We start from the raw sequence: 24,729 nt of genomic DNA on the forward strand, positions 1-24,729 counted from the left end.
TGACGGAACAAACAATGCGAAACGGACAGCCACGACCGAAACGCCGCGGGGCCGCCCTCGGGGTTTCGGCTCGGGCGTGGCTGTTCGTCACCCCGGTGCTGCTCGCACTGACGGTTGTCATCGGGTATCCGGTGGGCCGGGCAGTGTGGATGTCCTTCCAGAAGGACGCGGGCCTGGACAAGTCCACCGGCATGTTCGTCGAAGGCGGCAGCGCCGGATTCGGCAACTACAGCCACTGGCTGCTGCAGCAGTGCACCAACTCGCTCGGCGAGACCGTGTCCTGCCCGCCCGGCAACACCGGCTCCCAGTTCTGGGCCGCCGTCGGGGTCACGCTGCTGTTCACCGTGGTCACGGTGGCGCTCGAGACCACCATCGGCCTGGGCATGGCGGTCATCATGGGCAAGACCTTCAAGGGCCGCGCGCTGCTGCGCGCCGCCGTGCTGATCCCCTGGGCCATCCCGACCGCGGTCACAGCGCGGTTGTGGGAGTTCATGTTCCAGTACAACGGCGTGGTGAACCGGGTGCTCGGCACCCACATCCTGTGGACCGCCGACGCCTGGCCCGCCCGCTTCGCGGTGATCATCGCCGACGTGTGGAAGACCACCCCGTTCATGGCGCTGCTGATTCTGGCCGGCCTGCAGGTGATCCCGGAGGACGTCTACGAGGCCGCCCGGGTCGACGGCGCGTCCGCCTGGCAGCGCTTCGTCAACATCACGCTGCCGCTGCTGAAACCCGCTCTGCTGGTGGCGGTCCTGTTCCGCACCATGGACGCGCTGCGCCTGTACGACCTGCCCGCCATCATGACGCGGAACCTGGCCGCCACCCGCACCGTCTCGATGCTGGTGACGGAATCGAAATCGCTGCCCAACAGCGCCTCCGCGCTGTCGGTCATCACCTTCCTGCTCATCTTCACCGTCGCGTTCTTCCTGGTGAAGGTGATGGGGGCGAACGCCGTTCGCACCCAGGAAGAGCAGCGGGAGGCGCACTGATGAGCATCGAACTCACGAAGGATGTCGCGGCCGAGCCGAAAAAGCCGATCCGGCAATCGGTTTCGTGGACCAAACGCCTGGCCTCCGGGCGCGTGTACGTGGGCGCGCTGATCGTGCTGGTGTGGGGGCTCGGCCCCTTCTACTGGATGGTCGTCACCGCCCTGCGCGATCCGGCCTACACCTTCGACAACACCCCGTGGCCCACCCACGTCACCCTCGAGAACTTCCGCAACGCCTTCGACACCAGCCGCGGCAACAACTTCGGCCGGGCCCTGGTCAACAGTGTGATCATCGGCAGCGCCACCACGGCGGCCGCGCTGATCCTCGGCGTGATGGCGGCCTACGCGCTGGCGCGGCTGACCTTCAAGGGCAAGTACCTGGTGTCCGGGCTGGTCCTCTCGGCCTCCATGTTCCCGGCCGTCGTGCTGGTGACGCCGCTGTTCCAGCTGTTCACCAATATCGGCTGGATCGGTCAGTACCAGGCCATGATCATCCCGAACATCTCGTTCGTGCTGCCCATGACGGTGTACATCCTGGCCTCGTTCTTCGCGGAACTGCCATGGGAATTGGAGGAGGCCGCCCGCATCGACGGCGCGTCCCGCTTCCAGGCGTTCCGGCTGATCATGCTGCCGCTGGCCGCGCCGGCGGTGTTCACCACCGCGATCCTGGCGTTCATCGCCGCGGTCAACGAGTACCTGCTGGCCTCCCTGCTCTCCAGCGACAAGACCGAACCCGTGACCAAGGCGATCGCCCGCTTCTCCGGCAACGATCCGCTGGTGCCGCCGTACACCGCGATCATGGCCGCGGGCACCATCGTCACCATCCCGCTGGTCATCATGGTGCTGCTGTTCCAGCGCCGCATCATCTCCGGACTCACCGCCGGCGGCGTCAAGAGCTGAGTGTTCGGGTAGGTGGTTCGGGGCCGTTGTCCCCGAATCACTTACCCGCTTCGTCCGGGCGCGTCGATTAGCATTGGTCCCGCCGCGCGGGGTGGTCGCGGCCGTCTCGAAAGCTTTGTCGACGCTCCGGAAGGAGATGCTCGTGAGCTCGTCCCGCAGCAGGCGGCGTGGAAGATCCGCGTCATCGGCCGGCACCGCCGGGGCGTCATCGAGCACCGCCGGGTGGAACGAGCTGGCCACAGCGGCCGCGCATCGGCAGCGTCCCCACCCGCACAGCCGGCCCCGGCGCCGCCCGAAGCCGCCCCGGGATCCCGACCAGCCCGAACCCGCGCCGAAACCGCCCCGCACCCGCGGGCAGCGCATCCGGCGACTGCTGCTGGCACTGTTCCTGGTCCTGGTGATCATGCCGACCACCCTGGTGGGCATCGCCTACTGGAGCGCCGAGATCCCGGACCCGGATACGGTGCAGACCAACCAGATCGCCACCATCCTCGGCTCCGACGGCACCACGGTGATCGCGAAGGTCGTTCCGCCGAAAGGCAATCGGGTGCCGGTGCCGCTGACCGACGTACCCCTGCAGGTGCGCCGGGCCGTGCTGTCGGCCGAGGACCGCAACTTCTACCGCAATCCGGGCTTCTCCACCGCCGCGTTCCTGCGCGCGGCCCGCGACAACCTGCTCGGCCGCGACGACGCGGGCGGCGGCTCCACCATTACCCAGCAGTATGTGAAGAACGCCTTCCTGACTTCGGAACGCACGCTGAGCCGCAAGATGCGCGAACTCATCATCTCCGCGAAGATGGCCCGCGAATGGAGCAAGGACGACATCCTCGCGGCCTACCTCAACACCATCTACTACGGTCGCGGCGCCTACGGCATCGCGGCCGCGGCCAAGGCGTACTTCGGCAAACCCGCGCCCGAACTGACCCTGGCCGAGGGCGCGGTCCTGGCCTCGGTGATCCGCACCCCCTCGCTGCTGGATCCGGAGACCCACCTCGACCAGCTGCGCGCCCGCTGGGGATACGTCCTCGACGGCATGGTCGAGATGGGGGTTCTGAACCGCAATGACCGTGCCGCCACCCAGTTTCCGGCCATCGTCCCGGTCGCCCAGGTGGACGACAGCACCCCGCGCGGCCCCGAGGGGCTGATCCGCGCGCAGGTCCTGCGTGAACTGCGCGCCTCCGGCATCAGCGAAAGCGAGCTGAATACCGGTGCGCTGCAGATCATCACGACCATCGATGCGAAAGCACAGCAGGCCACCCTGAACGCGGTCGGCAAGGTACTGGGCGGGCAGCCGGGCGAACTGCGCACCGCAGTGGTGTCGATCGACCCGCGCTCGGGGGCGGTACGCGCTTACTACGGCGGACCCGACGGCACCGGCTTCGATTTCGCGCAGGCCCCGCTGCAAACCGGTTCGGCCTTCAAGACTTTCGCCGTGCTGGCCGCACTCGAGCAGGGCATTTCCCTGTCGTACCGGCTCGACAGCGCACCCCTGACCGTCAATGGGGAGAAGATCCAGAATGTGGACGGCGAGTCCTGCGGCATCTGCTCGCTCGGCGAAGCGTTCAAGCGCTCTCTCAACACCAGCTTCTACCGGCTGGCCCAATCCCTGTTCGAGGGCCCGAAAGCCATTGCGAACGCGGCACATCAGGCCGGTATCCCCGACCAGATCCCGGGCATGCCCGGCAAGACACTCACCGAGGACGGCGGCGGCCCACCGCTGCCCGCCATCGTGCTGGGCGCCTACTCGGTGCGCCCCATCGACATGGCCTCGGCCTACGCCACCCTCGCCGCCTCCGGCACCTACCGCGCCCCCTATTTCGTCCAGAAGGTGGTGACCGGCGACGGCCGCGTCCTCCTCGACCGCGGCGCCGACCCGAACAAACCCGACCAGCGCATCCAGTCCTCGATCGCCGACACCGTCACCCAGGCCATGCTCCCCATCGCCGCCTACTCCAACGGCCACACCCTGGCGGGCGGCCGCCCCTCGGCCGCAAAGACCGGCACCACCCAGCTCGGCGACACCGGCCAGAACAAGGACGCCTGGATGGTCGGCTACACCCCCACCCTCTCCACCGCCGTCTGGATGGGAACCGAACAGTCCCAGCCCATCCGCACCGCCCGCGGCGCCCCGATCTACGGCTCCGGCCTCCCCGCCGACCTGTGGAAACAAACCATGGACGCCGCCCTCGACGGCACCCCCATCGACCAATTCCCCAACCCCACCCCCAACTCCACCCCCAACAACCTGATCCCCAACCAGCCCCCCGACCCACCCTCCGGAACGCCCCCCGGCAACGGCAATTACGACATTCTCAACCCACCCACCCCGTCCCCCCAACAGCAACCAGTCCTCGTCATCCCCCCAGCCCCCACCCCCAAACAAGTAGAAATCTTCCCCGGCCTCAGCGTCCCCGTCCCGGGCTAGGCCAAGTTCGGCTTCCAGCCAGGTGGTTCGTAGTCGTATGCCAAGGCGCCAACTGATTTCGCAACGGTCGGGGTAACTCACCGGGTACGACCAAAATGGATTCGGCTCCCAACCGCCGGCACGCGTCCTCAACTCCAGCGGCTCTCTGCGATGCGCTGAAGTCTCGGAGAGGCGGGGGAGCATGATCATGTTTCGCGCCTCCTTGCCCATCTCCGCGCGGCCGCGGATATTGTGGAAGCCGCCACCGGATTCAGCGACTCCGAATGCCGGTGGCAGGATGCGGGTTGGGAGCAGGGTGGGGTCGGAGACAGCACGAGACATAGGGGCGACGCCGGTGGAATTCAATGTCGTTGAACGCCACGAAACGCTGGTAGCCGGAACGGTGCTACGCAGTCCGGCACTCGCGGTCGAAGGGCCGCGCCGCGCGAAGGTCGAGGAGGCTTGGAAACGTAATCTGGCACGCGATCTGCCCGGCCCGCCGGCGACCGCCTATGTGGATCATGCACCCGAGATCGGTTCGTATCTGACACATATCGTGGGCTACGAATGCAACAAGGCGGACGACCTATTGCCCGGCGATGTACTCGCCCGTATCCCGGCCGGAAAATTCGCCCGCTTCAATCGCACCGGCGACAATCTCGGCGACACCATCGTGTCGATCTGGCGCACGGTCTGGGACCTCGAGGCGGCCGGCACCCTGGTGCGCGCCTACACCGGGGATTTCGAGCACTATCCGGACAACCGGACGGTGGAGGTTTTCGTCGCGCTGGATCTGAGCGCGGAGGGGTAGGGGAGCTGTGGACTTCGAAATCGTCACCCTGGATGAGTTCCTGGTCGGCGGGCTGACCATTCCCCTGGCGGGCCGCGAGGTCACCGCCCGCGACCTGGACCTGGTCAACTTCACCTGGGACCGCTACCTGGCCCGCGAGAAGAGCGTCGAACGCGTCGCGGCCTACATCGGCCAGAACGACCACGCGGTAGCCGTTCTGGGATACGAGCTTTCGAGCATGGCCGACCTCGACACCGGCGATGTGATGACCCGCATCCCGTCGGGCCGCTACGCGAAATTCGTTGTCTCCGACAAGCCTTACGACCTGCTGCGCACCGCGTGGGCGAAGGTCGCCAAGGCCGAGAACGCGGGCACCATCACCCGCTCCCACACCGCGGAGATCGAGCGCTACACCGGCCCCACCTCGGTCGAGGTCTACGTCTCCCTCGACTGACATCGAACGACGAAGGGCGGCATCGCGATTCGCGATGCCGCCCTTTGCGTTGCAGGGTTCCTACTCGGCCCCGATGATGAACGCCTCGAGCTGGGCCCGGGCGACGTCGTCGGCGAGCTGCTTCGGCGGGGACTTCATCAGGTAGGCCGACGCCGGGAGGACCGGGCCGCCGATGCCGCGGTCGCGGGCGATCTTGGCCGCGCGCACGGCGTCGATGATGATGCCGGCCGAGTTCGGCGAGTCCCACACCTCGAGCTTGTACTCCAGGTTCAGCGGCACGTCACCGAAGGCGCGACCCTCGAGCCGGACGTAGGCCCACTTGCGGTCGTCGAGCCACTCGACGTAGTCCGACGGGCCGATGTGCACGTTGCGGTCGTATACCTTGCCCGAGAGCGGGCCCTCGAGGTTGGAGGTCACGGCCTGGGTCTTGGAGACCTTCTTCGACTCCAGCCGCTCGCGCTCGAGCATGTTCTTGAAGTCCATGTTGCCGCCGACATTGAGCTGGTAGGTGCGGTCCAGCACGACGCCGCGGTCCTCGAACAGCTTGGCCATCACGCGGTGGGTGATGGTCGCGCCGACCTGGGACTTGATGTCGTCACCGACGATCGGCACGCCGGCGTCGACGAACTTCTGGGCCCACACCGGGTCGGAGGCGATGAACACCGGCAGCGCGTTGACGAAGGCCACACCCGCGTCGATGGCGCACTGGGCGTAGAACTTGTCGGCCTCTTCGGAACCGACCGGGAGGTAGGAGACGAGGACGTCGACCTTGGCATCCTTCAGCACCTTGACGACGTCGACCGGCTCGGCCTCGGACAGCTCGATGGTCTGCGCGTAGTACTTGCCGATGCCGTCCAGCGTCGGACCGCGCTGCACGGTGATGCCCGACGGCGGCACGTCGGAGATCTTGATGGTGTTGTTCTCGCTGGCGAAGATCGCGTCGGACAGGTCGAAGCCGACCTTCTTGGCGTCGACATCGAACGCGGCGACGAACTTCACGTCGCGGACGTGGTAGGGACCGAACTTCACATGCATGAGCCCGGGAACGGTCGAATTCTCGTCCGCGTCCTTGTAGTACTGCACGCCCTGAACCAGGGAAGATGCGCAGTTACCCACGCCGACGATGGCCACCCGAACTTCGGTGTTGATCTCACTCATGGCCGATATTTCCCTCTTTCTGTGGTGCCGCCTTCGTCGATTGCTCCGCAGCAATCAACTCGTTGAGCCAGCGCACTTCGCGCTCGCTTGATTCGAGACCGAGTTGATGGAGCTGGCGGGTATAGCGGTCCAGTTGCCCGCTGGCGCGTTTTATCGCTTCCCGCAGTCCTTCTCGGCGCTCCTCGACCTGCCTCCGCCGCCCCTCCAGGATTCGCATCCGCGCTTCCGCGGGGGTGCGGCCGAAGAAGGCCAGATGAACGCCGAAGCCGTCGTCGGTGTAGTTCTGTGGTCCGGTGTCGGCGAGCAGTTCGGCGAACCGCTCCCGCCCGGTGTCGGTCAGGTTGTAGACCCGCCGCGCACGGCGCGTTGCCAAGCCCTGCGGACTCTCCTCGGCGATGAGGCCGTCGGACTGCATGCGCCGCAGGGTCGGATACAGCGACCCGTAGGAGAAGGCCCGGAACGGGCCCAGCAGACCGGTGAGCCGCTTGCGCAACTCGTAGCCGTGCATCGGTGATTCGAGGAGCAGCCCGAGGATTGCCAACTCGAGCACGGGCTTCACCTCCTGACTGTTCTGTTCAGACCTAACCGATGGATGCAGTTCCAAACTATATCGCGCCGATATATTTTGCACGCGCCATGCGGCGTATCCCAAGGTGACGACCGATCTCCGCCCGATCGGGGTAACTCGCCGGGTATCCCCCGAGATCGGGTTGTCACCCGACCGCCGGCACGGGTGACCAGTGCCGACGGCTTCCGGCCGCCCGCAAAAGTTCCGGGGAGGCGGAACAGCGCGTGCGGGCTCCGGGGGCCCGCAAGTACTCTGGGTCCCGTGCGAATACAGCGGCAGGTAGTGGACTATGCGCTCCGGCGCCGGTCCCTGCTGGCCGACGTCTACGCGGGCCGGGTGGACGTCGCCGAAGTGTGCGATGCGAATCCGTACCTATTGCGTGCGGCGAAGTTCCACGGGCGGGGGAGCGAGGTCACATGCCCTATCTGCAGGAAAGAGCAGCTGACTCTCGTATCGTGGGTCTACGGCGACGGGCTCGGTCCCGTGGCGGGCTCCGCCCGCACGCCGGAGGAACTGGTCCGGTTGGCCGAGACTCGGGAAGAGTTCTCGGTGCATGTGGTCGAGGTGTGCCGGACCTGTAGTTGGAACCATCTGGTGCAGTCCTATGTGCTGGGGCTGGCCCCGGCGCCGACACGCCGCCGGCGCACCAGCGCCCGGCGCACGGCTGCCGAGTGAGAGGCCACGTCGACTGCTGAACAGCGGGCAGGAGCCTGCCCGCCGCGGTGCACGCGCGTGACCGCATCGAGCCACCCGGACCGTATCGACCTAGTTATTGGAGAGCCAGGCTGTGACATCGCCCTATGACGACGGACCGCACGGCGGCCGCCCCCGTGGCGGTTCGCAACCCGGCCCCGGCGGCTACCCGCCGCAAGCGCAGGGAGGTGGAGCGAGACCGGCAGGACCGCCGCCCGGGGCACGTCAGCCCGCGGGACGTCCCGTACCAGGGAATGGTGTCCCGCAGCGCGGACCCGCGGGCGGTCCGGGTGGTATGCCGCCGCGCGGGCCCAATGGGCAGCCGCAGCGCGGACCCGCGCCGCAGGGCGGTCAGCCGCCGCGGCGTCCGGGGCCGCCGCCCCAGCGTCCCGGCAATCCGGATGCGACACGCAAGCTTCCCAATCCCGCCAATTCCGGCCCGAACGAGCGGGTGAATACCGGAGCGCGCCAGGCGGTTCCGAATCACATCTCGCGGGCGGCCACCTCCGACCGCACCCAGCGGATCGACGATCGTGCGGTGCGCTCGGGCGCGGGCACCGGCACCCGGCCGCGCCCGGGCGAGGACCACACCCGTCCGCCGTCGGGCGCGCAGCCCGCGGCCCGGCGCGCGCAGGGCGGCACCCCCTCGGGTCCGCCGCCGCGGCGGCCCGGTGGCGGCTCCGGCGGAGGCGGCGGCCAGGGCGGCAAGGGCTCCCGCAAGACCTCGTATTGGCGGCTGGCCCGGCGCCTGGTCTACATCGGCATGGCGCTGGTGCTCGGGCTGGCGAGTTCGGTATTCCTGTACGCGTATTCGACGGTGAACGTGCCGCAGCCCGGCGACCTGAAGAACAATCAGGTGGCCACCATGTTCATGAGCGACGGCACGTCGGTGCTGGCGAAGGTCATTCCGCCGGAAGGCAATCGCACCGACGTCACGATCGACCAGATCCCGCCGCATGTGCGCAATGCGGTGATCGCCGCGGAGGACCGGTCCTTCTACACCAACCCGGGCTTCTCCATTCAGGGCTTCGGCCGCGCGTTCGTCGGTCAGCTGACCGGCAATACGGACGCCGGTGGTGGTTCGACGATTACCCAGCAGTACGTGAAGAACGCGATGGTCGGTAACGAGCACTCGCTGACCAGAAAACTGCGCGAGCTGGTGATCTCGGCCAAGATGGCCAAGCAGTGGTCCAAGGATCAGATCCTGGCCGCGTACCTGAACACCATCTACTTCGGCCGTGGCGCCTACGGTATCGACGCGGCGTCCAAGGCGTACTTCGACAAGAAGGTCCAGGACCTGTCGGTGGCCGAGGGCGCGGTGCTGGCCGCGACCATCCAGCAGCCGTCGAACCTGGATCCGGAGAAGAATCCGCAAGGGGCGCAAGCGCGCTGGAAGTACGTGCTGGACGGCATGGTCGACGGCGGCAACCTGCCCGCGACGGACCGCGCGAACATGCAGTACCCCACCGTGATTCCGGCGGCGCAGGCGCAGAAGGACAAGACGCTGGACTCCGGGCCGGAGGGCCTGATCAAGACCCAGGTGCTCAAGGAGCTCGAGGCCGCCGGCATCACCGAGCACGATCTGAACACCGAGGGCCTGCAGATCACCACGACCATCGACGCCAAGGCGCAGCAGGCTGCCGTGGACGCGGTCACCAAGGTGATGGACGGCGAACCCGACAAGCTGCGCGCCGCGCTGTCGTCGGTGGATCCGAAGACCGGTGCGGTGCGCGCTTACTACGGCGGCTCCGACGGTCAGGGCCTGGACTACGCGAATCAGGGTCTGCCGCCGGGCTCCTCGTTCAAGGTGTTCGGTCTGGCCGAGAACCTGGAGATGGGCAAGCCGCTCTCGACGCTGTACGACTCCTCGCCGGTCACCGTGCACGGCATCACGATCACCAACGTCGAGGGCGAGCAGTGCGGTATGTGCACCATCGCCGAGGCGCTCAAACGCTCGCTGAACACCAGCTTCTACCGCATGGAGCTGGACATGACGGGCAACGGCCCGCAGAAGATCGCCGATATGGCGCACAAGCTCGGTATCCCGGACACCATTCCGGGCGTGGGCAAGACGCTGGTCGAGCCGGACGGCAGCCCGCCCAACAACGGCATCGTGCTGGGCCAGTACCGGGTGCGCACGCTGGACATGGCCTCCGGGTACGCCACCCTGGCCGCCTCGGGCATGTATCACGCGCCGCACTTCGTGCAGAAGGTCGTCGCCTCCGACGGCACGGTGCTGCTGGATCGCGGCGAGACCGCGGGTGAGCAGCGGGTCTCGGCGGCGGTGGCGGACAACGTGACCGACGCGATGAAGCCCATCGCGGCGTGGTCGCGCAACCACCAGCTCGCCGGCGGCCGCCTCTCGGCCACCAAGACCGGTACCAACCAGAAGGACGGCAGCAACGAGAACCGCGACGCCTGGATGGTGGGCTTCACCCCGTCGCTGTCGACCGCGGTCTGGGTGGGTACCGATCAGGGTGACGCGCTGCGCAATGCCAGCGGCGGCATGATCTACGGCTCGGGTCTGCCGGCCGACATCTGGAAGGCCACCATGGACGGCGCCCTCAAGGGCACGCCCAACGAGAACTTCCCGAAGCCGGCCGTGATCGGCGGTCAGGCCGGTGTGCCGTCGTGGTCGGCGCCGTACACTGCGCCCTCGACCACCGAGCAGCAGGTGGCGCCGCCGGTGATCACCACCAGCCAGATGCCGATCCCGGGTCTGCCGTGGTCGATTCCGGTTCCGGGGCTGGCGCCGAATCCGCAGAACCAGCGGCAATCCCAGCCGGAGACCCAGGATCAGGGCAATGGCAACGGGAACGGCAATGGGACCGGTCCGATGCCGGGTCAGCCGGTGGCGCCGGCCGACGGTTCGACACCGACGACCGCACCGAACGGCGGCTATGGAAACGGCAATGGGACCGGCAACGGCAACGGACGGCAGCAGACTCGGTAGCCTGCTGCCGTGATCGAGCAGGAACTGGTGCACCGGCCGGGCGCCTCTGGCGCGCCGGCCGGTGACGCGCTGAAGCCGGGGGAGGCAGCTGGAGTGGAAGATGCTGGCGCACAGCGCGATACGCCGGTGGTCTACGAGTCGCCGGAACCACTGGCGGCCGATCTGCGGTCGGCCGACGACCGGGACAAGCCCAGTCGCACCGATACGCTGACCGCGCAGCTCTGCGATCTGATCGGCGGGCCGGTCGGCGACCACGCAGTGATCGGCCGGGTGCGTTTCTGGACCCCCATGCGGGTGCTGATGGCGTTCGCGGTGCTGTTCCTGGCGTTCAGCTGGTTCGGCAAGGCGGGCTGCATCCAGCAGCGGCCCGACGCCAACGGCGTCATGGGCCTGGATTGGAACAACGGCCGCCAGTACATCGCCATGTGCTACTCCGACACCGTGCCGCTGTACGGGGCCGAGCATCTCAACGAGGGCGCCTTCCCGTACAAGAAGCAGTGGGTGGAGTTCCCCGACGGCCGCCCGCAGGTCCGGTACATGGAGTATCCGGTGCTGTCGGGCCTGTACCAGTACGTGTCCATGGGAATCGCCAAGGCGTGGAAGCTGTCTCCGCTGCCGGGACACAAGGCGCTCGAGGTGGTCATCTACTTCGATGTGGTGGCCATCGGGCTGTCGCTGGCCTGGCTGGTGACCATCTGGGCGACGGCACTGACGGCCGGGCGGCGGGTCTGGGACGCCGCGCTGATTGCGCTGTCGCCGCTGGTGCTGGTGCATGCGTTCACCAATTTCGACACGCTGGCAACGGCTTTCGCGGCGGGCGGGCTGCTGGCCTGGGCGCGACGGCGGCCGGTGCTGGCGGGCATACTGCTGGGCCTGGGCGGGGCGGCGAAGCTGTATCCACTGCTGCTGCTGGGGCCGATCCTGATCCTGTGCGCCCGCGCCGAGCGACTCGGTGAGGACGAGGCGGCGTGGGGCGGCATCCGCCCGCTGCGCGCGGCGGGCGGGGCCATCGCGGCGGCGGCCATCACCTGGCTGGCGGTGAACGCGCCCATCGCGGCGCTGTATCCGAACGGCTGGTGGGAGTTCTTCCGGCTCAATACCGAACGGCATGCCGACCCGGATTCGGTCTACAACGTGATCACCTCGTTCACCGGCTGGACCGGCTTCGACGGGATACTGAGCGCGCAGCAGGCGCCCACGGTGCTGAACGCGGTGTCGCTGCTGCTGTTCCTGGCGGCCTGCGCGGGCATCGGCTGGATCGGCCTGACCGCGGCGCGCCGGCCGCGCCTGGCGCAGTTGGCATTCCTGGTGGTGGCGGCGTTCCTGCTGACCAACAAGGTGTGGAGCCCGCAATATTCGCTGTGGCTGGTGCCGCTGGCGGTGCTGGCGCTGCCGGAGCGGCGAATCCTGTTGGCGTGGATGACGATCGACGCCCTGGTCTGGGTGCCGCGCATGTTCTATTACCTGGGCCAGGACCACAAGGGCCTGCCCGAGCAGTGGTTCACCGGCACGGTGGTGCTGCGCGATCTGGCGGTGATCGGGCTGTGCGTCCTGGTGATCCGGCAGATCTACCGTCCGGATGAGGATCCGGTGCGCCGCGACGGCGCCGACGATCCGGGGGGCGGCATCGTCGACCGCGCCCCGGATCCTTCGCATGCCTGGTTGCCGCCGTTGCTGCAGCCCAGGCAGCCGATGCCGGTGCCCTAGAGGAAGCGGGCCAGCTGCGGCACCGCCTCGCCGGGGTGCTTGGCCTGGAATCCCTCACCGAGGGCCTGGAGCTTCCAGTCCGCGCCCGGGGCCGGGCGGTACACCTTGGCCATCGCCATGGCGGTGAAGGACATGCCGCCCGCGAGGGTGAAGCGGGCGAGTTCGGCATTGGTGGCGCTGTCGACCAGGCGGCAGTAGGCATTGGCGATCTGCTCGAACGTGTGGCCCTTGTAGGAGGTCACGATGAACAGCAGCGTGGTGACCTGGGCCGGGATGCGGGAGAGATCGACCATGATCTCCTCGTCGTCGCCGTCGCCCTCGCCGGTCAGGTTGTCGCCCTGGTGGCGGATGGCCCCGTCCTTGGAGTTGAGGCTGCCGTAGTAGACGACATCGACGGGGCTGTGGTCGGCGAAGAGCACCACCGAGGCGTCCAGGTCCACGTCGACGGACTTGTTGCCGAAGATGCCGCCGCGCTTGACCGGATCCCAGCCCAGGCCCATCTTCACGTAACCCAGTGCACTGCCGCCTTCTTTGCGCAGGTTGATGCGCTGGCCCTTGACCAGGCTGACGGCGTGGCCGACCGGCAGATCGCGATCCTCCTGCGCCGGCCGCGAGTAACCGCCGGCCGGCGGGGGAAAGTCGCCGACGGGCTGCTGGTAGGCGGGCGGCGGATACGACTGTCCCGGAGGCGGATACCCCGTGCCCGTCGGCGGCGGGTAGCCGCCCGCGGGCTGGTACTGCTCGGTCGGTGCGGGCGGCGGGTAGCCGCCGGTGGGCGCGTATTGCGCGGGCGGCGGCGGATAGCCCCCGGCCGGCGGGTACTGGTCGGTGGGCTGTGGATAACCCTGTCCCGGCGCGGGCGGCGGGTAGCCGCCGGTCGGCATGTAGTTGCCGGTGGGCGCGGGGGCCGGGTATCCGTTCGGCGCGGGCGCGAATTGTTCGGGCGCGGGCGCGAATTGCTGTGGCGGGGAGGTGAATTGCTGCGGCGCGGACGCGAACTGCTCAGGGGCGGGCGGGGCCGGCGGGGCCGGGGACGGCGCGGGGGATTGCGGGGCCTCGTTCACCTGGACGCCGTGGTCGGTGACCAGCGCGGCGAATCCGCCCGCGTAGCCCTGTCCGACGGCGCGGGCCTTCCATCCGCCCTGGCGCCGGTACAACTCCAGTGCGATGACGATGGATTCGCTGCTGAGGCCCTCGATCCGGTACTCGTACAACGCGTTTCCGGCCGCATCGCTGACCTGCGCGACCGGCACGGGCAGCTGTCCGAAGCTGGCGGTGGCGTCGTCGAGGGTGATGACGGCCCGAAGCTGTTCGATATCAGCGGGAATCGCGTCCAGCGACACGGCGAGGACGGCGGGCCGACCGGGCGGGCCCGGCCGCAGGGTCACACCGGGCCCGGAGGGTTGGTTGAAGAACACGAAATCGGCATCGGAGCGCACCGTGCCTGCGGTGGTGACCAGCAGTGCGGACAGGTCGGCCGGTGCGCCCACCTGCACGCTGATCACCAGATCATGGACGCTCAGAGGGCCGTTCTGGCCCTTCACCAAAACTGTGGACAAGATCGACCCTTCGTTGTCGGTGCTGTCGTTGCCACTCTACGAGAACATGGCGACACGGACCCGCGGCGTGGTTGCGGTGGTGTCCGGGGATGCCCGGACGGCGTGGCAGTATCGGCTGGGTGAGCGACGGTGAGGTCGATCCCGCGGAAGCGCACGAACAGTATCTGCGAGCCTTCCGGCACCCCGCCGTGTCCCGAGACCAGCTGCGCGACCTGCTCGATGCCGTGAACGCCTTCCTGGACACCATCACCCCCAAGCGTGGCGAGTACGTCCCCAGCGGCGGCTGGGCCCCCGAGTCCACCGCCATGGCCTTTCAGATCGGCCGCGCGGTCGAGCAGGTGCTGTCCGAGCGGGAGGACGCCGATCGGGAGCTGGTGCGCCGCCGCGATATTCGCGACCGCCTGGTGGCGGCCCTGGACGCGGTGCTGGATTGCCTGCGCACCCTGCCCGACCTGGCCGACGCCGAGGTGAAGCTGGGCACCATCTGCGTGAACGAGGGCTTCCAGGTCTACGAGGACGGGTCGGTGCGTACCACTCCCATGCAGGAGGCGGGCGCCGATGCCGGGCTGCTGGAGCGCCGCCGCGCCGAATTGGACGAGCAGATGACGGCCGCGGTGGCCGCCCGGGCCGACCTGGTGGACGACACCACCGACCTGATCCGGGAGCGGCTCGGGGTGGCCGAGGTGGGGATTCCCTGGGTGATCCTGGCCGCCACCCATGGCGGGCTGGACGTGTCCGAGCCGTTCGAATTCGCGGCCGAGCACCTGCCCGACTGCGAATTGCGGGATCTGATGGTCCAGCTGGTGACCGATATCGAGCTGGCCCGCACGCTGGAGGAGCCTGCCGAGCCACAGCATTAGCCGGAATCGCCACCAAAGCCGCACCGGCGGTGCGAGTCTGGCTCGCAGGGACCCGAACCGGCCTTCCGAGGGGAGAATTCGGTGAAGAAGCTCATCAATGATCCGGCCGAGGTGGTGGCTGCCGCGCTGGCCGGACTGGCCGCGGCGCATCCCGAACTGCGGGTGGATGTGAAACAGCGCATCGTGGTGCGTGCAGACGCGCCGGTTCCGGGCAAGGTGGGCCTGGTCTCGGGCGGCGGTTCCGGTCACGAGCCGCTGCACGGCGGGTTCGTCGGGCTCGGGATGCTGGACGCGGCCTGTCCGGGCGAGATCTTCACCTCGCCGGTGCCCGATCAGATCCAGGCCGCCACCGCCGCGGTGGACGCCGGGGCGGGTGTGCTGCACATCGTGAAGAACTACACCGGCGATGTCATGAACTTCGAGATGGCGGCCGAGCTGGCGGCCGCCGAGACCGGTACCGAGGTGCGGTCGGTGGTGGTGAACGACGATGTGGCCGTGCAGGACAGCCTGTACACCGCCGGGCGGCGCGGGGTGGGTGCCACGGTGATCCTGGAGAAGGTGGCGGGCGGGGCCGCCGAACAGGGCCGGCCGCTGGCGGAGGTGGCGCGCGTCGCGGAGGCGGTGAACGCGCGGTCGCGCAGCATGGGCATGGCGCTGACCTCGTGCACGGTCCCGGCGGTCGGGCATCCGACCTTCGAGCTGGGCGAGCACGAGATGGAGATCGGCATCGGCATTCACGGCGAGCCCGGCCGGGTGCGGGTGCCGCTGGCCCCGGCGCGGGATGTGGCGCAGATGCTGCTGGAGCCGATCCTCGCGGATCTGCCCTTCGCGCAGGGTGATCGGGTGCTGTGCTTCCTCAATGGGATGGGCGGCACGCCGCTCATCGAGCTGTATGTGATGTTCGACGAGGTGTCGCAGATCCTGCGCGGGCACGGGATCCACGTCGAGCGCTCGTTGGTCGGCCCGTACCTCACCTCGCTCGAAATGGCGGGCTGTTCGATCACGCTGACCAGGCTGGACGAGGAGCTGACGGCGCTGTGGGACGCGCCCGTGCGGACTCCGGCGCTGCGGTGGGGGATCTGATGGCGGCGGTGGACACGGCCGCGTGGGTGCGCGATTTCGCGGCGCTGGTCGACGAGAACGCCACCGAGCTGACCGCGCTGGACGCGGCGATCGGCGATGCCGATCACGGCACGAATATGCAGCGCGGCATGGCGGCCGCCGTTGCGGCGCTGGATGATTCGACGCCGGACAGCCCCGGTGAGATCTGCAAGCAGACCGCCATGGTGTTGATCCGCACCATTGGCGGTGCCAGCGGTCCCCTGTTCGGGACGTTCTTCCTTCGCTTCGCCGCGGCGATCGAAAGTGGTTCCGATATAGCCGATTTCGCGCGCGCGTTCCGGGCCGGGCTGGACGGTGTGATCGCGCGCGGCAAGGCCGAGCCCGGCGACAAGACCATGGTCGATGCGCTGGGACCTGCGGCCGACGCCCTCGAGAAGCAAGTGGCGAGTGGCGGGTCGGCACAGCAGGCTCTCGATGCCGCCGTGACCGCCGCGGAGGCCGGGCGGGACGCCACCACGCCGCTGGTCGCGCGCAAGGGGCGGGCCTCGTATCTGGGCGAACGCAGTGCGGGACACCAGGATCCGGGTGCCACCAGTGCGGCGCTGCTGGTCCGGGCCGCCGGACAGGCGCTGCGATGATCGGCCTGGTGGTGGTCTCGCACAGCCGGGCGCTGGCCGAGGCCGCGGTGGCGATGGCCGCCGGGCTGCTGCCCGATCAGGGCGTGCCCGTCCGGATCGCGGCGGGACTGTCCGGCACCGAACTGGGTACGGACGCCGTCGCCGTCGCCGAGGCGATCACCGCCGCCGATTCCGGGGACGGCGTCCTGGTGCTGATGGATCTGGGCAGCGCGGTGCTGTCCGCCGAGACCGCGCTGGACCTGCTCGAATCCCCCGTCGCCGTGCGGCTTTCCGCCGGACCGCTGGTCGAGGGCCTGGTGTCGGCGCTGGCCGCGGCCGGTGGTGGCGGCGATCTGGACGCGGTCGCGCGGGAGGCCGGGAACGCCCTGGCCGCCAAACACGCACAGCTCGGCGACTCCGCCGGCACCGGCCTCCCCGGCGATCCACAGTCATCCACAGCTGTGCAGCCTGTGGATGATTCGGCGATCACCGAAATCATCGAGGTGACGAACGAACACGGCCTGCACGCCCGCCCGGCCGCCGAGCTGGTCTCGGCCCTGCGCGAGGTCGAGGCGGTGGTGGCCCTGCGCAATGCCACCACCGGCGCCGGTCCGGTCCCGGGCGACAGCCTGACCCGGGTGCTCACCCTCGGCGTGCATCCCGGCCAGCGGCTGGAAGTCAGCGCGACCGGACCCGAAGCGGCGCGGGCGGTCGCCAAAGTCCGCGCCCTGACCGAGAATCGAGATCATGACCAGCCTCGCTGAGAAAGCCACGACGTTCCTGTCCCTGCACCAGCCCGGGAATCCGGTGATCCTGCCGACGGTCTGGGATTCCTGGTCCGCGAAACTGGTGCAGGACGCCGGATTCGGGGCGCTCACCATCGGCAGCCACCCGCTCGCCGATTCCATGGGCAAGCCCGACCAGGAGGGCATGACCTTCGCCGAGGTGCTGGGCCGGGTACGGGAGATCACCGCCATCGTCGACGTTCCGGTGTCGGTCGACCTGGAGTCCGGTTACGCCGAGAAGCCCTCCCGGATCATCGAGGGCCTGCTCGAGGCGGGCGCGATCGGCTTCAATCTCGAGGACTCCGTGCACAGCGAGGGCGGGCGCCTGCGCACCCCGCAGGAGCATGCCGACCTGGTCGCCGAGCTGCGCGCCGCCGTGGACGCCACCGGCGTGCACGTGGTGATCAACGCCCGCACCGACGTCTTCCTGCGCCCGGACACCGGCGCCCCGGCGGAGCGACTGGAAAGCGCGCTCACCCGGCTGCGGCTGGCCGCCGAGGCGGGCGCGGACGTGCTGTACCCGGTGGGCCGGCACGAGCCGGACGTGCAGCGCACGCTTACCTCGGAACTGCCGTTGCCGGTCAATGCCATCGGCCTGCCCGATCAGGGTTCGCCCGCCTACTTCGCCGAACTCGGCGTGGCGCGAGTCAGTTTCGGCCCGTTCCTGCAGCGCGCCCTCACCGAGGCGGCGAACACCCTGCTGGCCGGTTGGCGCTGATCAGGACCGGACCCGCAGGAAGTAGTCGAGGATCTCCTCCGCGGCGCGGATGCCCGACGCCGCGGTGACGGCCACGCGCGGGTGGTTCCAGTTCCGTTGTTCCAGTTCGCCGTGGCGGGGCCGGATGGCGACGTCGGCGGTGCGCAGCATTTCGGCATCGAGCGCACCGTCACCCGCGGCCAGCAGGCGCGATTCGGGATGCAGTTCGCCGGCGTCGAGCAGGCGGCGGCGCACCTCCTGCACCGCGCGGCTCTTACAGACCGGCGCGGGCATGGTGTAGATCTTGCGGCCCTGCTGGGAGACCGTCCAGCCGCGCGGGCGGCACCACGCGTCCCAGTCGGCGAGGAAGCCGGCGGGCACCCGCTGCGGATCCACCACCAGGTAGCAGAACAGGTCGTCGGCCTCGCGCAGGCGCAGCGCGAAGGATTCGTCCACGCGCGCACGCAGTTCGGTGCGCACCTCGACCAGGGTGGCGCATTCGGCGCGCACCCGCGCGTCCAGCGCGGAACGCCAGCGCCGGTCGGGGAGCCCGTTGCGCAGGATGGTGCCGCCATTGCTGGTGACCGCGTAGGGCAGGGGCCCGCCGGGCAGCCGGACCCGGTGGTACTGCTCGATGGTGCGGGTGGTGACCGGAACCACGGCCGCCGCCGACGCGAGCCTGCTCAGCCGCTGCGCCGCGACGACCGTCATGTACGACAGCGGCTGTCCCTCATGGTGTTCCACGCACACCGTGTCCGGTTCGGTGTTCCCGAAGGCCGCCCGCGTGTAGATCACCGTACGATCCAGATCCGTCGCCACCATCATCCCGTGCTGCCGCACCGGCTACCCCTTCACTTCCTTGATCAAGCCCATACAGGCATACGCCAAATCCGGTACCGTCTCGACCGGCACGCCGCGTGCCGCGGCGAGCAGGCGGATATGGGCGTGTTCCGCCGCGTGCGGATCCCGCACCAGCACCCGCCACGGCACCCGGCGCAACAGCACCCGGGTCGTCTCTCCCACACCGGGTTTCACGAAATTCACGCTGGAGATCCCGTAGGCCGCCCGCACCCGCTCCACCGACTCCCAGCCCGCCCAGGTCGGGGTCCGGTCAGCGGTTTGCAGGTCGCGTACCCGCGCGTCCACCAGCGGCCGCACCCGGTCGAAGCAGGCGCTGACGGTGTCGAGCAAATGGCCGGACACATCCTGGCCCGCGAGTTCGCGATAGAACTTGGCCCCGTGGAACTGTCCCGGCCCGATCAGGCCGGCATTGAGCACGGTGCGCGAAACCAGTCCCGACACAGTGGAATTCAGGCAGGCCGAGGCGATCAGGAAGTCGTCGCGGGTGCCGTAGGTTCGCACACAGCTGCCCGGATCCGCGAGCACCGCGAGGCCGGGGTCGAACCGCGCCCCGCCCGCCGCATGATGGGCATCCAGTGCGGCGGTCAGTTCCCGGGTGATCGCGCCTTTGCCGGTCCATCCGTCCACGAACACGACCTGCGCCGGATCATGATGCCGGGCAAGATAATCCAGCGCCGTCGCGTCGATCCCCCGATCCCGCACGATCGACACCGCGTAGTGCGGAACCTCGATCCCCCGGCTTCCCAGCCAGCGTCGCATGAGCACCCCCACCGGCGTCCCGGCCCGAGCCAGCGACACCAGCACCACGTCGCGACCCCGCTCGCTGATCACCAACTCCGACACCGTCGCCACCGCCAGCGCCAGCCGCTCGGCGCTCTCCGCCAGCACCCGCTCGAACAACTCCCGATACGCCGCGTCCGGCTGATACTCCACCGGCAGCGACTCCGCGTAATGCGCCACCCCTGCCTGAATCCGCCGTTCCCGCTCCGCTACATCGGCTTCCAGCGCCACCCCGGACAGATCGGTCAACAGCCACGCCACCTCATCCCGCGCATACGACCCGAACTCCGGCCCGTACAACGGTTCCGGCAGCTCCGGCGCACGGCTCGAGCGGGCGGCGAGGGCGCGGGGGTCCGCGTCGGGGAGCACGGCCAGCAGCACGTCTGCGCCCGACGCGGTCAGGACATCGACGAGTCCACCGGCAGCCGTGAGCTTTTCGGTGTCCGCCGGGCTGTCGATGATGACGAGCAGGATCGGGTCGGCGGGGGTCTCGGTGCCCGGCCAGCGCGCGTTGTAGAGGAAGCGCGGGCTTTCCTCGCCGAGTTCTGGTGCGGTGAAACGGAATCCGCGGCGCAGCGGGTAACCGGCCTCGTCCAGGACGTAGGCGGGGGAGCGCGTCGTGGTCTGATATCGGGTGGGGATTCCACGGTCTGCCAGGGCTGCGGCGATACGCAGCGGCAGGTACATGAGTTCCTCGTGGGCGATGACGATCACGGGGCGCCGAGGGTCCGTCGAATCGGTCACTGTCGCGAGAGCACGGGTCAGCTCGGCCACCGCGTGGGTGAGCGCCGCATCGAAGGGCGCGGCATCCGAGTCGAGGAAACCGTGGCGGCCGCCCTCGGGAACCTGTTGCGGCCAGGGCAGTTCGACGCGGAGGCAGGCGCCGGTGCGATCCGCGATCGGGTTCAGTACCGGTTCGGGCAGGGCGGTGACAGCGTCGATCAGGCCCGCCGGCAGGCGGGTGCTGCCGCTGGCCAGGCAGACGGTGTCGATACGGGCGCCGAGTTCGGCCGCCGCCGTGTCGAAGGCACGGCGGTCGGCCTCGGTGCGCATGTCCACCAGCGAGGCCAGGATGTAGTGGCTGCGGGGAGTGTGCGCGTGCAGGGCCCGGATGGCGTCCAGAGCGGTTGCGCCGGTCGAAATCTCGTCGTCGACGAGCACCATGGGCAGGTCGTTGTGGAAGATCGCGGCAGGCATCGGCTGCAGCAGGTGGGAGGTGGCGTGCGAGTGGCCCTCCTCGAAACCGGCGAGGGTCTCGGCGGTGGGCACGTCGCGGCGGGTGGAGTGCAGGTAGCAGCGCGCGCCGAGGCGGGCGGCCACGGTGTGGCCGAGTCCGGTCGCGGTTTCGGCGAAGCCCAGCACCACCGCGGCAGTGACCGGCCGATTCCGCTGCGACGCAACATCTCCCGTGAGCAGCTCGCGCACCAGGTCGCCGAGCCGGTTGCCCGCGTCGAGCACGCGATGCGGGTCGGTCGGGAGGTGTTTCCCCAGCACGGTCGAGACCAGCAGGTGCGCGCGGCGGGGATTGCGGCGCAGGCCGGGTTCGACGAGCGTGTCGATGCGCCAGTCGGGTTCCAGCAGTGCGGAATCGGTGTGGCGGAGGGTGAGCCCGAGGTGCCGGGTGGCCCAGGGTAGGGCGGGATCGGCGGTCACGATTCGACCAGGGCCTTGAGCAGGTCCACGAAGGAGACTCCTTGATTGGCGACGCCGAAGACCTTGGCGCGCAGCATGATCTGGTGCGCCCAGCTGCGGTGCGGGCGCATTTCGTTCATCTTGTTCCGGTACTCGGAGGCGGCGACACCGCCCGCGGCGGTGCTCAGGATGTCGACGGCATCGGCGTATTCCTCGTGGGTGACGATCGAGAGGGCGTGCACGACGGCCACGTGCGAGGGGTGGATGACGGTCTTGCCCTGGATCCCGTTGGCGCGGTCCAGGGTGATCTCCCGCAGCAGCCCGTCCATATCGCGGCTGACCAGCGACTGCCGGAAGGGGACGGCGTCCACCTCGGCGAACGGCGAGGTGCGCAGCAGCGGCCGGAACATGCGGGCGTGGTCGGCGAAGTACTCCCAGACCGGTCCGGTGATGGTGAAGCCGGTGCCGTCGGCGCGACCCAGGTAGTTGACGATATCGGCGATCACGTCGGCGACCACCCGCACGTCGTAGATGGTGAGGTCACGGTCGCGGCGAATCCCGAAGGTGGAGCACATGTCCGTGGCCCCGATCCGCACGGCGAGAATCCGTTCGCGGTGCTCGGCGAGCAGCGCGCCGATGCGGCGGAGTTCGCGGTCGCGGGTCTCGCGATGGACCAGGGCGGGGGATTCCAGCACCGGCATCCCGAAGACGGTGCGGCCCAGGCGCTGTGCGGCCAGGCCCAGCGCGTGCAGGTAGTCGGCCGCGCAGGAGCTGTCGAATTTGGGCAGCACGAAGCCGGTGAGCGCCGCCGCCCCGGGCCCGAGCCGGTCGGCGATCTCGCCGATGCTGTGCGGGTCGCGGACCCGCACGAACAGCAGCGGGTAGCCCTCGCCGCTGCCGGCCAGTTCGCCGACGGTCCGGGCGGCCTGCCATTTCGCGGCTTCGACGGCGTGGTCGGCGACCGCGTCCTCGAGGTCGATGACCATCGAGCACACGCCGCGTTCGGCGCGGCGCAGGATGGTGGCGGTCAGATCGGGCCGGGTGGCGGGCACGTACAGGGTCGCGCCCAGCGCCATGGCCAGCAGGTGGCGGTCGACGGAGCCGCCGAAGGGTTCGGGCAGCCGGTGGAACAGCCGCCGCAGCTCCGGGCCCGGCACCTGCCGGAAATGCCGCAGCGGGAAGCGTTTCCGCAGGGAGACCGGGGCGACATCCGGATCGCTGGTGATCATCGCGGTCATCGTCGCGGTCGTCCTCCTGCTGACTTTCGGTCTATCTGTCGGTATTTCGCATGCGCTCGACCACTCCGGCGACGAACGCGGAGATGGCGTCGAGTTCGGACACGTAGGCCCAGTAGTCGGGGTGGCGTCCGGTCAGGCCCGCGCTCGCGCGATCCAGGCGTTCCGCCTGGGCGTCGAGCACCGAACCCCATTGCGGGACCACGCCTTTGTTGACCGCGAGCATCTGCGCGTCGCGCAGTTTGAAGCGGACGGCCTTGGCGCGCTCGGCCGGCTGGTCGCGGACCGCGCGCAGCAGGGCGAGCCGATCGGTCACGGTCTCGGCGCGCTCCTCGGCGGTGGCGAGGTGGGCGCGGGCGGTGGTGGTCAGGTCGAGCGCGTCCTCCGGGTCGTGGTTGGCCAGGGCGGCCCGGGCGCGGGCCAGATCCGCGTCGGCGGCCGCGACGGCCTCCCGGGCTTGTCGCTCATTGTTGGCCAAATCGTTCGACGACGCAGCCGCGAATTCCCGCAGCAGCGCCGACATGGCCGGAGCGATGCGGTCCAGGCGGTTGCGAGCGGCGTCGAGCCGGGTGGCGGCGGAGGCGAGCGCGGTGGTGGCCGAATGCTGTTTGCCGGGTGCGGCTTCCAGGGCGGTGGACAGGTCGCGGTTCAGCGTCTCGAGCCGGGTGGCGGCGTCGCGGGTGGCGCCGCCGGCGCCGGTGGCCACCGCGGCCTCGAGTGTGAGCAGTCCCTCATCCACGGCGGCCGCGCATTGCCGGATCGAGGGGTAGGCGGCGTGGGGTGAGGCGTCGGCGGTCTGCCGCAGCTGTGCCGCCTGCGCCCGCACCTGCGAGACCAGTTGCGGCACCGAGCCGTACACCGCGACCGCATGCTCGAGGTGGGGCTGATTGCCCCGGTAGAACTCGTCGACCCCGCGCGCGGCGTCGGCGAGTCTCCGGATGACGGTGTCGATCTCGGGCTGGGCGACCGGGCCGCCGTCCTCGCGTTCGGCCTGCTCCAGGCGGTCGTTGAGGGCGAGGTAGGCGCCGGAGGCGTCATAGCAGCGGGCGCGCACCGGTTCCCAGCGCGCGGCCATGCCGCGCTCGGGGAACAGCGCGGCGGATGCCGTGACGGCGGCCTCGGCAATGGTCTGCCGCTGGTCCATATCCAGGAATGCGGTCGTCAGTACCTGCCGGGCCTGCTGCACCCATTCGTTGTTCCGGGGTGCCCGGAACCATCCGCGTCGACGGCCTGCCACGCCCCCGATGGTAGGAGAAGCGGCTCGTCGGGGCGACAACGGCGAGGCGTTGTGAAAATCTGTCAGATGACAGTTGCTTCCGCACGCCAGGGTTGACCCTTCCCTACCCAAGACTTGGGAAAACCATTACTGTCGAGGCGGCGGAACCGACACGCAGGACACGCCGTTAGCCAAGAAACACTTCAAACGCGCTACAACGGAAGGATTCCCGTAATGGGTGTCAGTTTGTCCAAGGGCGGCAACGTTTCACTGACCAAGCAGGCTCCGAACCTGACCCAGGTGGCCGTCGGCCTCGGCTGGGACGTCCGGACCACCACCGGCACCGACTTCGACCTGGACGCCAGCGCCATCGCGACCGGCGCGGAGAAGAAGGCGCTGTCGGACAAGCACTTCATCTTCTTCAACAACCTGCAGTCCCCGGAGGGCACCATCGTGCACACCGGCGACAACCTGACCGGTGAGGGCGAGGGCGACGACGAGGTCATCAATATCGACCTGGCGAACACCCCGCCGGCCATCGAGTCCATCTTCTTCCCGGTGTCGATCTACGACGCCGACTCGCGCGGCCAGAGCTTCGGCCAGGTCCGCAATGCCTACATCCGGGTCGTGGACCGCGCCAACGGCGCCGAACTGGCCCGCTACGACCTCTCCGAGGACGCGTCCACCGAGACCGCCATGGTGTTCGGCGAGCTCTACCGCAACAATGGTGAGTGGAAGTTCCGTGCGATCGGCCAGGGCTATGCCTCCGGCCTCGCGGGCATCGCTCGCGACTTCGGCGTCAATGTCTGA

Annotated in this window: 21 protein-coding genes; 14 read left to right on the plus strand and 7 right to left on the minus strand. The window is 69.1% G+C overall.

Annotated features, from left to right (window positions below; genetic code table 11):
* Positions 1–14: 14 nt before the first annotated feature.
* From ACFXN1_RS34040 to ACFXN1_RS34060, 5 genes are all read left to right on the plus strand, one after another.
* Complete coding sequence (locus tag ACFXN1_RS34040) at positions 15–989, plus strand: carbohydrate ABC transporter permease (protein ID WP_379437231.1); 975 nt, start codon at positions 15–17, stop codon at positions 987–989.
* A complete protein-coding gene (locus ACFXN1_RS34045) occupies positions 989–1,888 on the plus strand; it encodes a carbohydrate ABC transporter permease (protein WP_379437233.1) in 900 nt (299 codons plus the stop codon). Before ACFXN1_RS34040 ends, ACFXN1_RS34045 begins: the two co-directional genes overlap by 1 nt.
* A 136-nt stretch (positions 1,889–2,024) precedes the next feature.
* Positions 2,025–4,313: a transglycosylase domain-containing protein gene (locus ACFXN1_RS34050; RefSeq protein WP_379437234.1), complete on the plus strand. Its 2,289-nt coding sequence runs from the start codon at positions 2,025–2,027 to the stop codon at positions 4,311–4,313.
* Between the two features lie 334 nt (positions 4,314–4,647).
* Positions 4,648–5,103, plus strand: coding sequence for an effector binding domain-containing protein (locus tag ACFXN1_RS34055; RefSeq protein ID WP_354841042.1), 456 nt, complete (start codon positions 4,648–4,650; stop codon positions 5,101–5,103).
* Between the two features lie 7 nt (positions 5,104–5,110).
* Positions 5,111–5,536 (plus strand): GyrI-like domain-containing protein, encoded by a 426-nt coding sequence (locus tag ACFXN1_RS34060; RefSeq protein WP_354841040.1) that lies wholly within the window; start codon positions 5,111–5,113, stop codon positions 5,534–5,536.
* A gap of 60 nt (positions 5,537–5,596) precedes the next feature.
* Here ACFXN1_RS34060 and ACFXN1_RS34065 read toward each other — a convergent pair whose 3' ends face one another.
* Together ACFXN1_RS34065 and ACFXN1_RS34070 are read right to left on the minus strand one after the other, a co-directional pair.
* Complete coding sequence (locus tag ACFXN1_RS34065) at positions 5,597–6,694, minus strand: inositol-3-phosphate synthase (RefSeq protein WP_379400674.1); 1,098 nt, start codon at positions 6,692–6,694, stop codon at positions 5,597–5,599.
* Positions 6,687–7,244, minus strand: coding sequence for a PadR family transcriptional regulator (locus ACFXN1_RS34070; protein ID WP_040862623.1), 558 nt, complete (start codon positions 7,242–7,244; stop codon positions 6,687–6,689). Before ACFXN1_RS34070 ends, ACFXN1_RS34065 begins: the two co-directional genes overlap by 8 nt.
* Positions 7,245–7,523: 279 nt before the next feature.
* Between ACFXN1_RS34070 and ACFXN1_RS34075 the strand changes: the two genes are divergently transcribed.
* The 3 genes from ACFXN1_RS34075 (at position 7,524) to ACFXN1_RS34085 (ending at position 12,615) form a co-directional block, all read left to right on the plus strand.
* Positions 7,524–7,937 (plus strand): DUF5318 domain-containing protein, encoded by a 414-nt coding sequence (locus ACFXN1_RS34075; protein ID WP_354841034.1) that lies wholly within the window; start codon positions 7,524–7,526, stop codon positions 7,935–7,937.
* Between the two features lie 313 nt (positions 7,938–8,250).
* Entirely contained in the window at positions 8,251–10,908 is a 2,658-nt protein-coding gene (locus ACFXN1_RS34080; RefSeq protein ID WP_379437237.1) for a transglycosylase domain-containing protein, read from the plus strand.
* A 93-nt stretch (positions 10,909–11,001) separates the two neighbouring features.
* Complete coding sequence (locus tag ACFXN1_RS34085; protein ID WP_379437247.1) at positions 11,002–12,615, plus strand: glycosyltransferase family 87 protein; 1,614 nt, start codon at positions 11,002–11,004, stop codon at positions 12,613–12,615.
* Here the strand turns inward: ACFXN1_RS34085 and ACFXN1_RS34090 are convergent.
* Positions 12,612–14,174 (minus strand): TerD family protein, encoded by a 1,563-nt coding sequence (locus ACFXN1_RS34090; RefSeq protein WP_379437239.1) that lies wholly within the window; start codon positions 14,172–14,174, stop codon positions 12,612–12,614. The genes ACFXN1_RS34085 and ACFXN1_RS34090 overlap by 4 nt on opposite strands.
* 119 nt (positions 14,175–14,293) lie before the next feature.
* On the opposite strand from ACFXN1_RS34090, the gene ACFXN1_RS34095 reads away from it, so the two are divergent.
* The 5 genes from ACFXN1_RS34095 to ACFXN1_RS34115 all read left to right on the plus strand — a co-directional run bounded on the left by ACFXN1_RS34095 (position 14,294) and on the right by ACFXN1_RS34115 (position 18,216).
* Complete coding sequence (locus tag ACFXN1_RS34095; RefSeq protein ID WP_379400677.1) at positions 14,294–15,034, plus strand: hypothetical protein; 741 nt, start codon at positions 14,294–14,296, stop codon at positions 15,032–15,034.
* Between the two features lie 81 nt (positions 15,035–15,115).
* Positions 15,116–16,117 carry a dihydroxyacetone kinase subunit DhaK gene (dhaK, locus tag ACFXN1_RS34100; RefSeq protein ID WP_379463762.1) on the plus strand — a complete coding sequence of 334 codons (1,002 nt, stop codon included), beginning with the start codon at positions 15,116–15,118 and terminating at the stop codon, positions 16,115–16,117.
* Positions 16,117–16,734 carry a dihydroxyacetone kinase subunit DhaL gene (gene dhaL / locus ACFXN1_RS34105; protein WP_379435993.1) on the plus strand — a complete coding sequence of 206 codons (618 nt, stop codon included), beginning with the start codon at positions 16,117–16,119 and terminating at the stop codon, positions 16,732–16,734. The genes dhaK and dhaL overlap by 1 nt, the downstream gene beginning before the upstream one ends.
* The gene (dhaM, locus tag ACFXN1_RS34110; RefSeq protein WP_379435979.1) at positions 16,731–17,477 is read left to right on the plus strand and encodes a dihydroxyacetone kinase phosphoryl donor subunit DhaM; all 747 of its coding nucleotides are present in this window, start codon (positions 16,731–16,733) and stop codon (positions 17,475–17,477) included. Before dhaL ends, dhaM begins: the two co-directional genes overlap by 4 nt.
* On the plus strand, positions 17,458–18,216 hold the full coding sequence (locus ACFXN1_RS34115; RefSeq protein WP_379435991.1) for an isocitrate lyase/phosphoenolpyruvate mutase family protein: 759 nt from the start codon (positions 17,458–17,460) through the stop codon (positions 18,214–18,216). The genes dhaM and ACFXN1_RS34115 overlap by 20 nt, the downstream gene beginning before the upstream one ends.
* Here ACFXN1_RS34115 and ACFXN1_RS34120 read toward each other — a convergent pair whose 3' ends face one another.
* Genes ACFXN1_RS34120 through ACFXN1_RS34135 form a run of 4 tightly spaced genes read right to left on the minus strand, consistent with a single transcriptional unit; the run spans position 18,217 to position 23,940 of the window.
* On the minus strand, positions 18,217–19,020 hold the full coding sequence (locus tag ACFXN1_RS34120) for an HAD family hydrolase (RefSeq protein ID WP_364609748.1): 804 nt from the start codon (positions 19,018–19,020) through the stop codon (positions 18,217–18,219).
* Positions 19,021–19,038: 18 nt separating this feature from the next.
* A complete protein-coding gene (locus ACFXN1_RS34125; RefSeq protein WP_379435978.1) occupies positions 19,039–21,489 on the minus strand; it encodes a phosphoribosyltransferase in 2,451 nt (816 codons plus the stop codon).
* On the minus strand, positions 21,486–22,697 hold the full coding sequence (locus tag ACFXN1_RS34130; protein WP_379435989.1) for an HpcH/HpaI aldolase/citrate lyase family protein: 1,212 nt from the start codon (positions 22,695–22,697) through the stop codon (positions 21,486–21,488). Before ACFXN1_RS34130 ends, ACFXN1_RS34125 begins: the two co-directional genes overlap by 4 nt.
* Before the next feature lie 40 nt (positions 22,698–22,737).
* Positions 22,738–23,940, minus strand: coding sequence for a hypothetical protein (locus ACFXN1_RS34135; RefSeq protein WP_379435976.1), 1,203 nt, complete (start codon positions 23,938–23,940; stop codon positions 22,738–22,740).
* 213 nt (positions 23,941–24,153) lie between these two features.
* Between ACFXN1_RS34135 and ACFXN1_RS34140 the strand changes: the two genes are divergently transcribed.
* Positions 24,154–24,729, plus strand: coding sequence for a TerD family protein (locus ACFXN1_RS34140; RefSeq protein ID WP_379400682.1), 576 nt, complete (start codon positions 24,154–24,156; stop codon positions 24,727–24,729).

The organism is Nocardia sp. NPDC059154, assembly GCF_042755705.1.
Lineage (GTDB): Bacteria > Actinomycetota > Actinomycetes > Mycobacteriales > Mycobacteriaceae > Nocardia.

Bases quoted from the DNA above. Each gene is read 5' to 3' on its own strand.
- ACFXN1_RS34040 (WP_379437231.1), top strand. From the start codon at position 15: ATGCGAAACGGACAGCCACGACCGAAACGCCGCGGGGCCGCCCTCGGG.
- ACFXN1_RS34045 (WP_379437233.1), top strand. From the start codon at position 989: ATGAGCATCGAACTCACGAAGGATGTCGCGGCCGAGCCGAAAAAGCCG.
- ACFXN1_RS34050 (WP_379437234.1), top strand. From the start codon at position 2,025: ATGCTCGTGAGCTCGTCCCGCAGCAGGCGGCGTGGAAGATCCGCGTCA.
- ACFXN1_RS34065 (WP_379400674.1), bottom strand. From the start codon at position 6,694: ATGAGTGAGATCAACACCGAAGTTCGGGTGGCCATCGTCGGCGTGGGT.
- ACFXN1_RS34080 (WP_379437237.1), top strand. From the start codon at position 8,251: ATGCCGCCGCGCGGGCCCAATGGGCAGCCGCAGCGCGGACCCGCGCCG.
- dhaL (WP_379435993.1), top strand. From the start codon at position 16,117: ATGGCGGCGGTGGACACGGCCGCGTGGGTGCGCGATTTCGCGGCGCTG.
- dhaM (WP_379435979.1), top strand. From the start codon at position 16,731: ATGATCGGCCTGGTGGTGGTCTCGCACAGCCGGGCGCTGGCCGAGGCC.
- ACFXN1_RS34120 (WP_364609748.1), bottom strand. From the start codon at position 19,020: ATGATGGTGGCGACGGATCTGGATCGTACGGTGATCTACACGCGGGCG.
- ACFXN1_RS34130 (WP_379435989.1), bottom strand. From the start codon at position 22,697: ATGATCACCAGCGATCCGGATGTCGCCCCGGTCTCCCTGCGGAAACGC.
- ACFXN1_RS34140 (WP_379400682.1), top strand. From the start codon at position 24,154: ATGGGTGTCAGTTTGTCCAAGGGCGGCAACGTTTCACTGACCAAGCAG.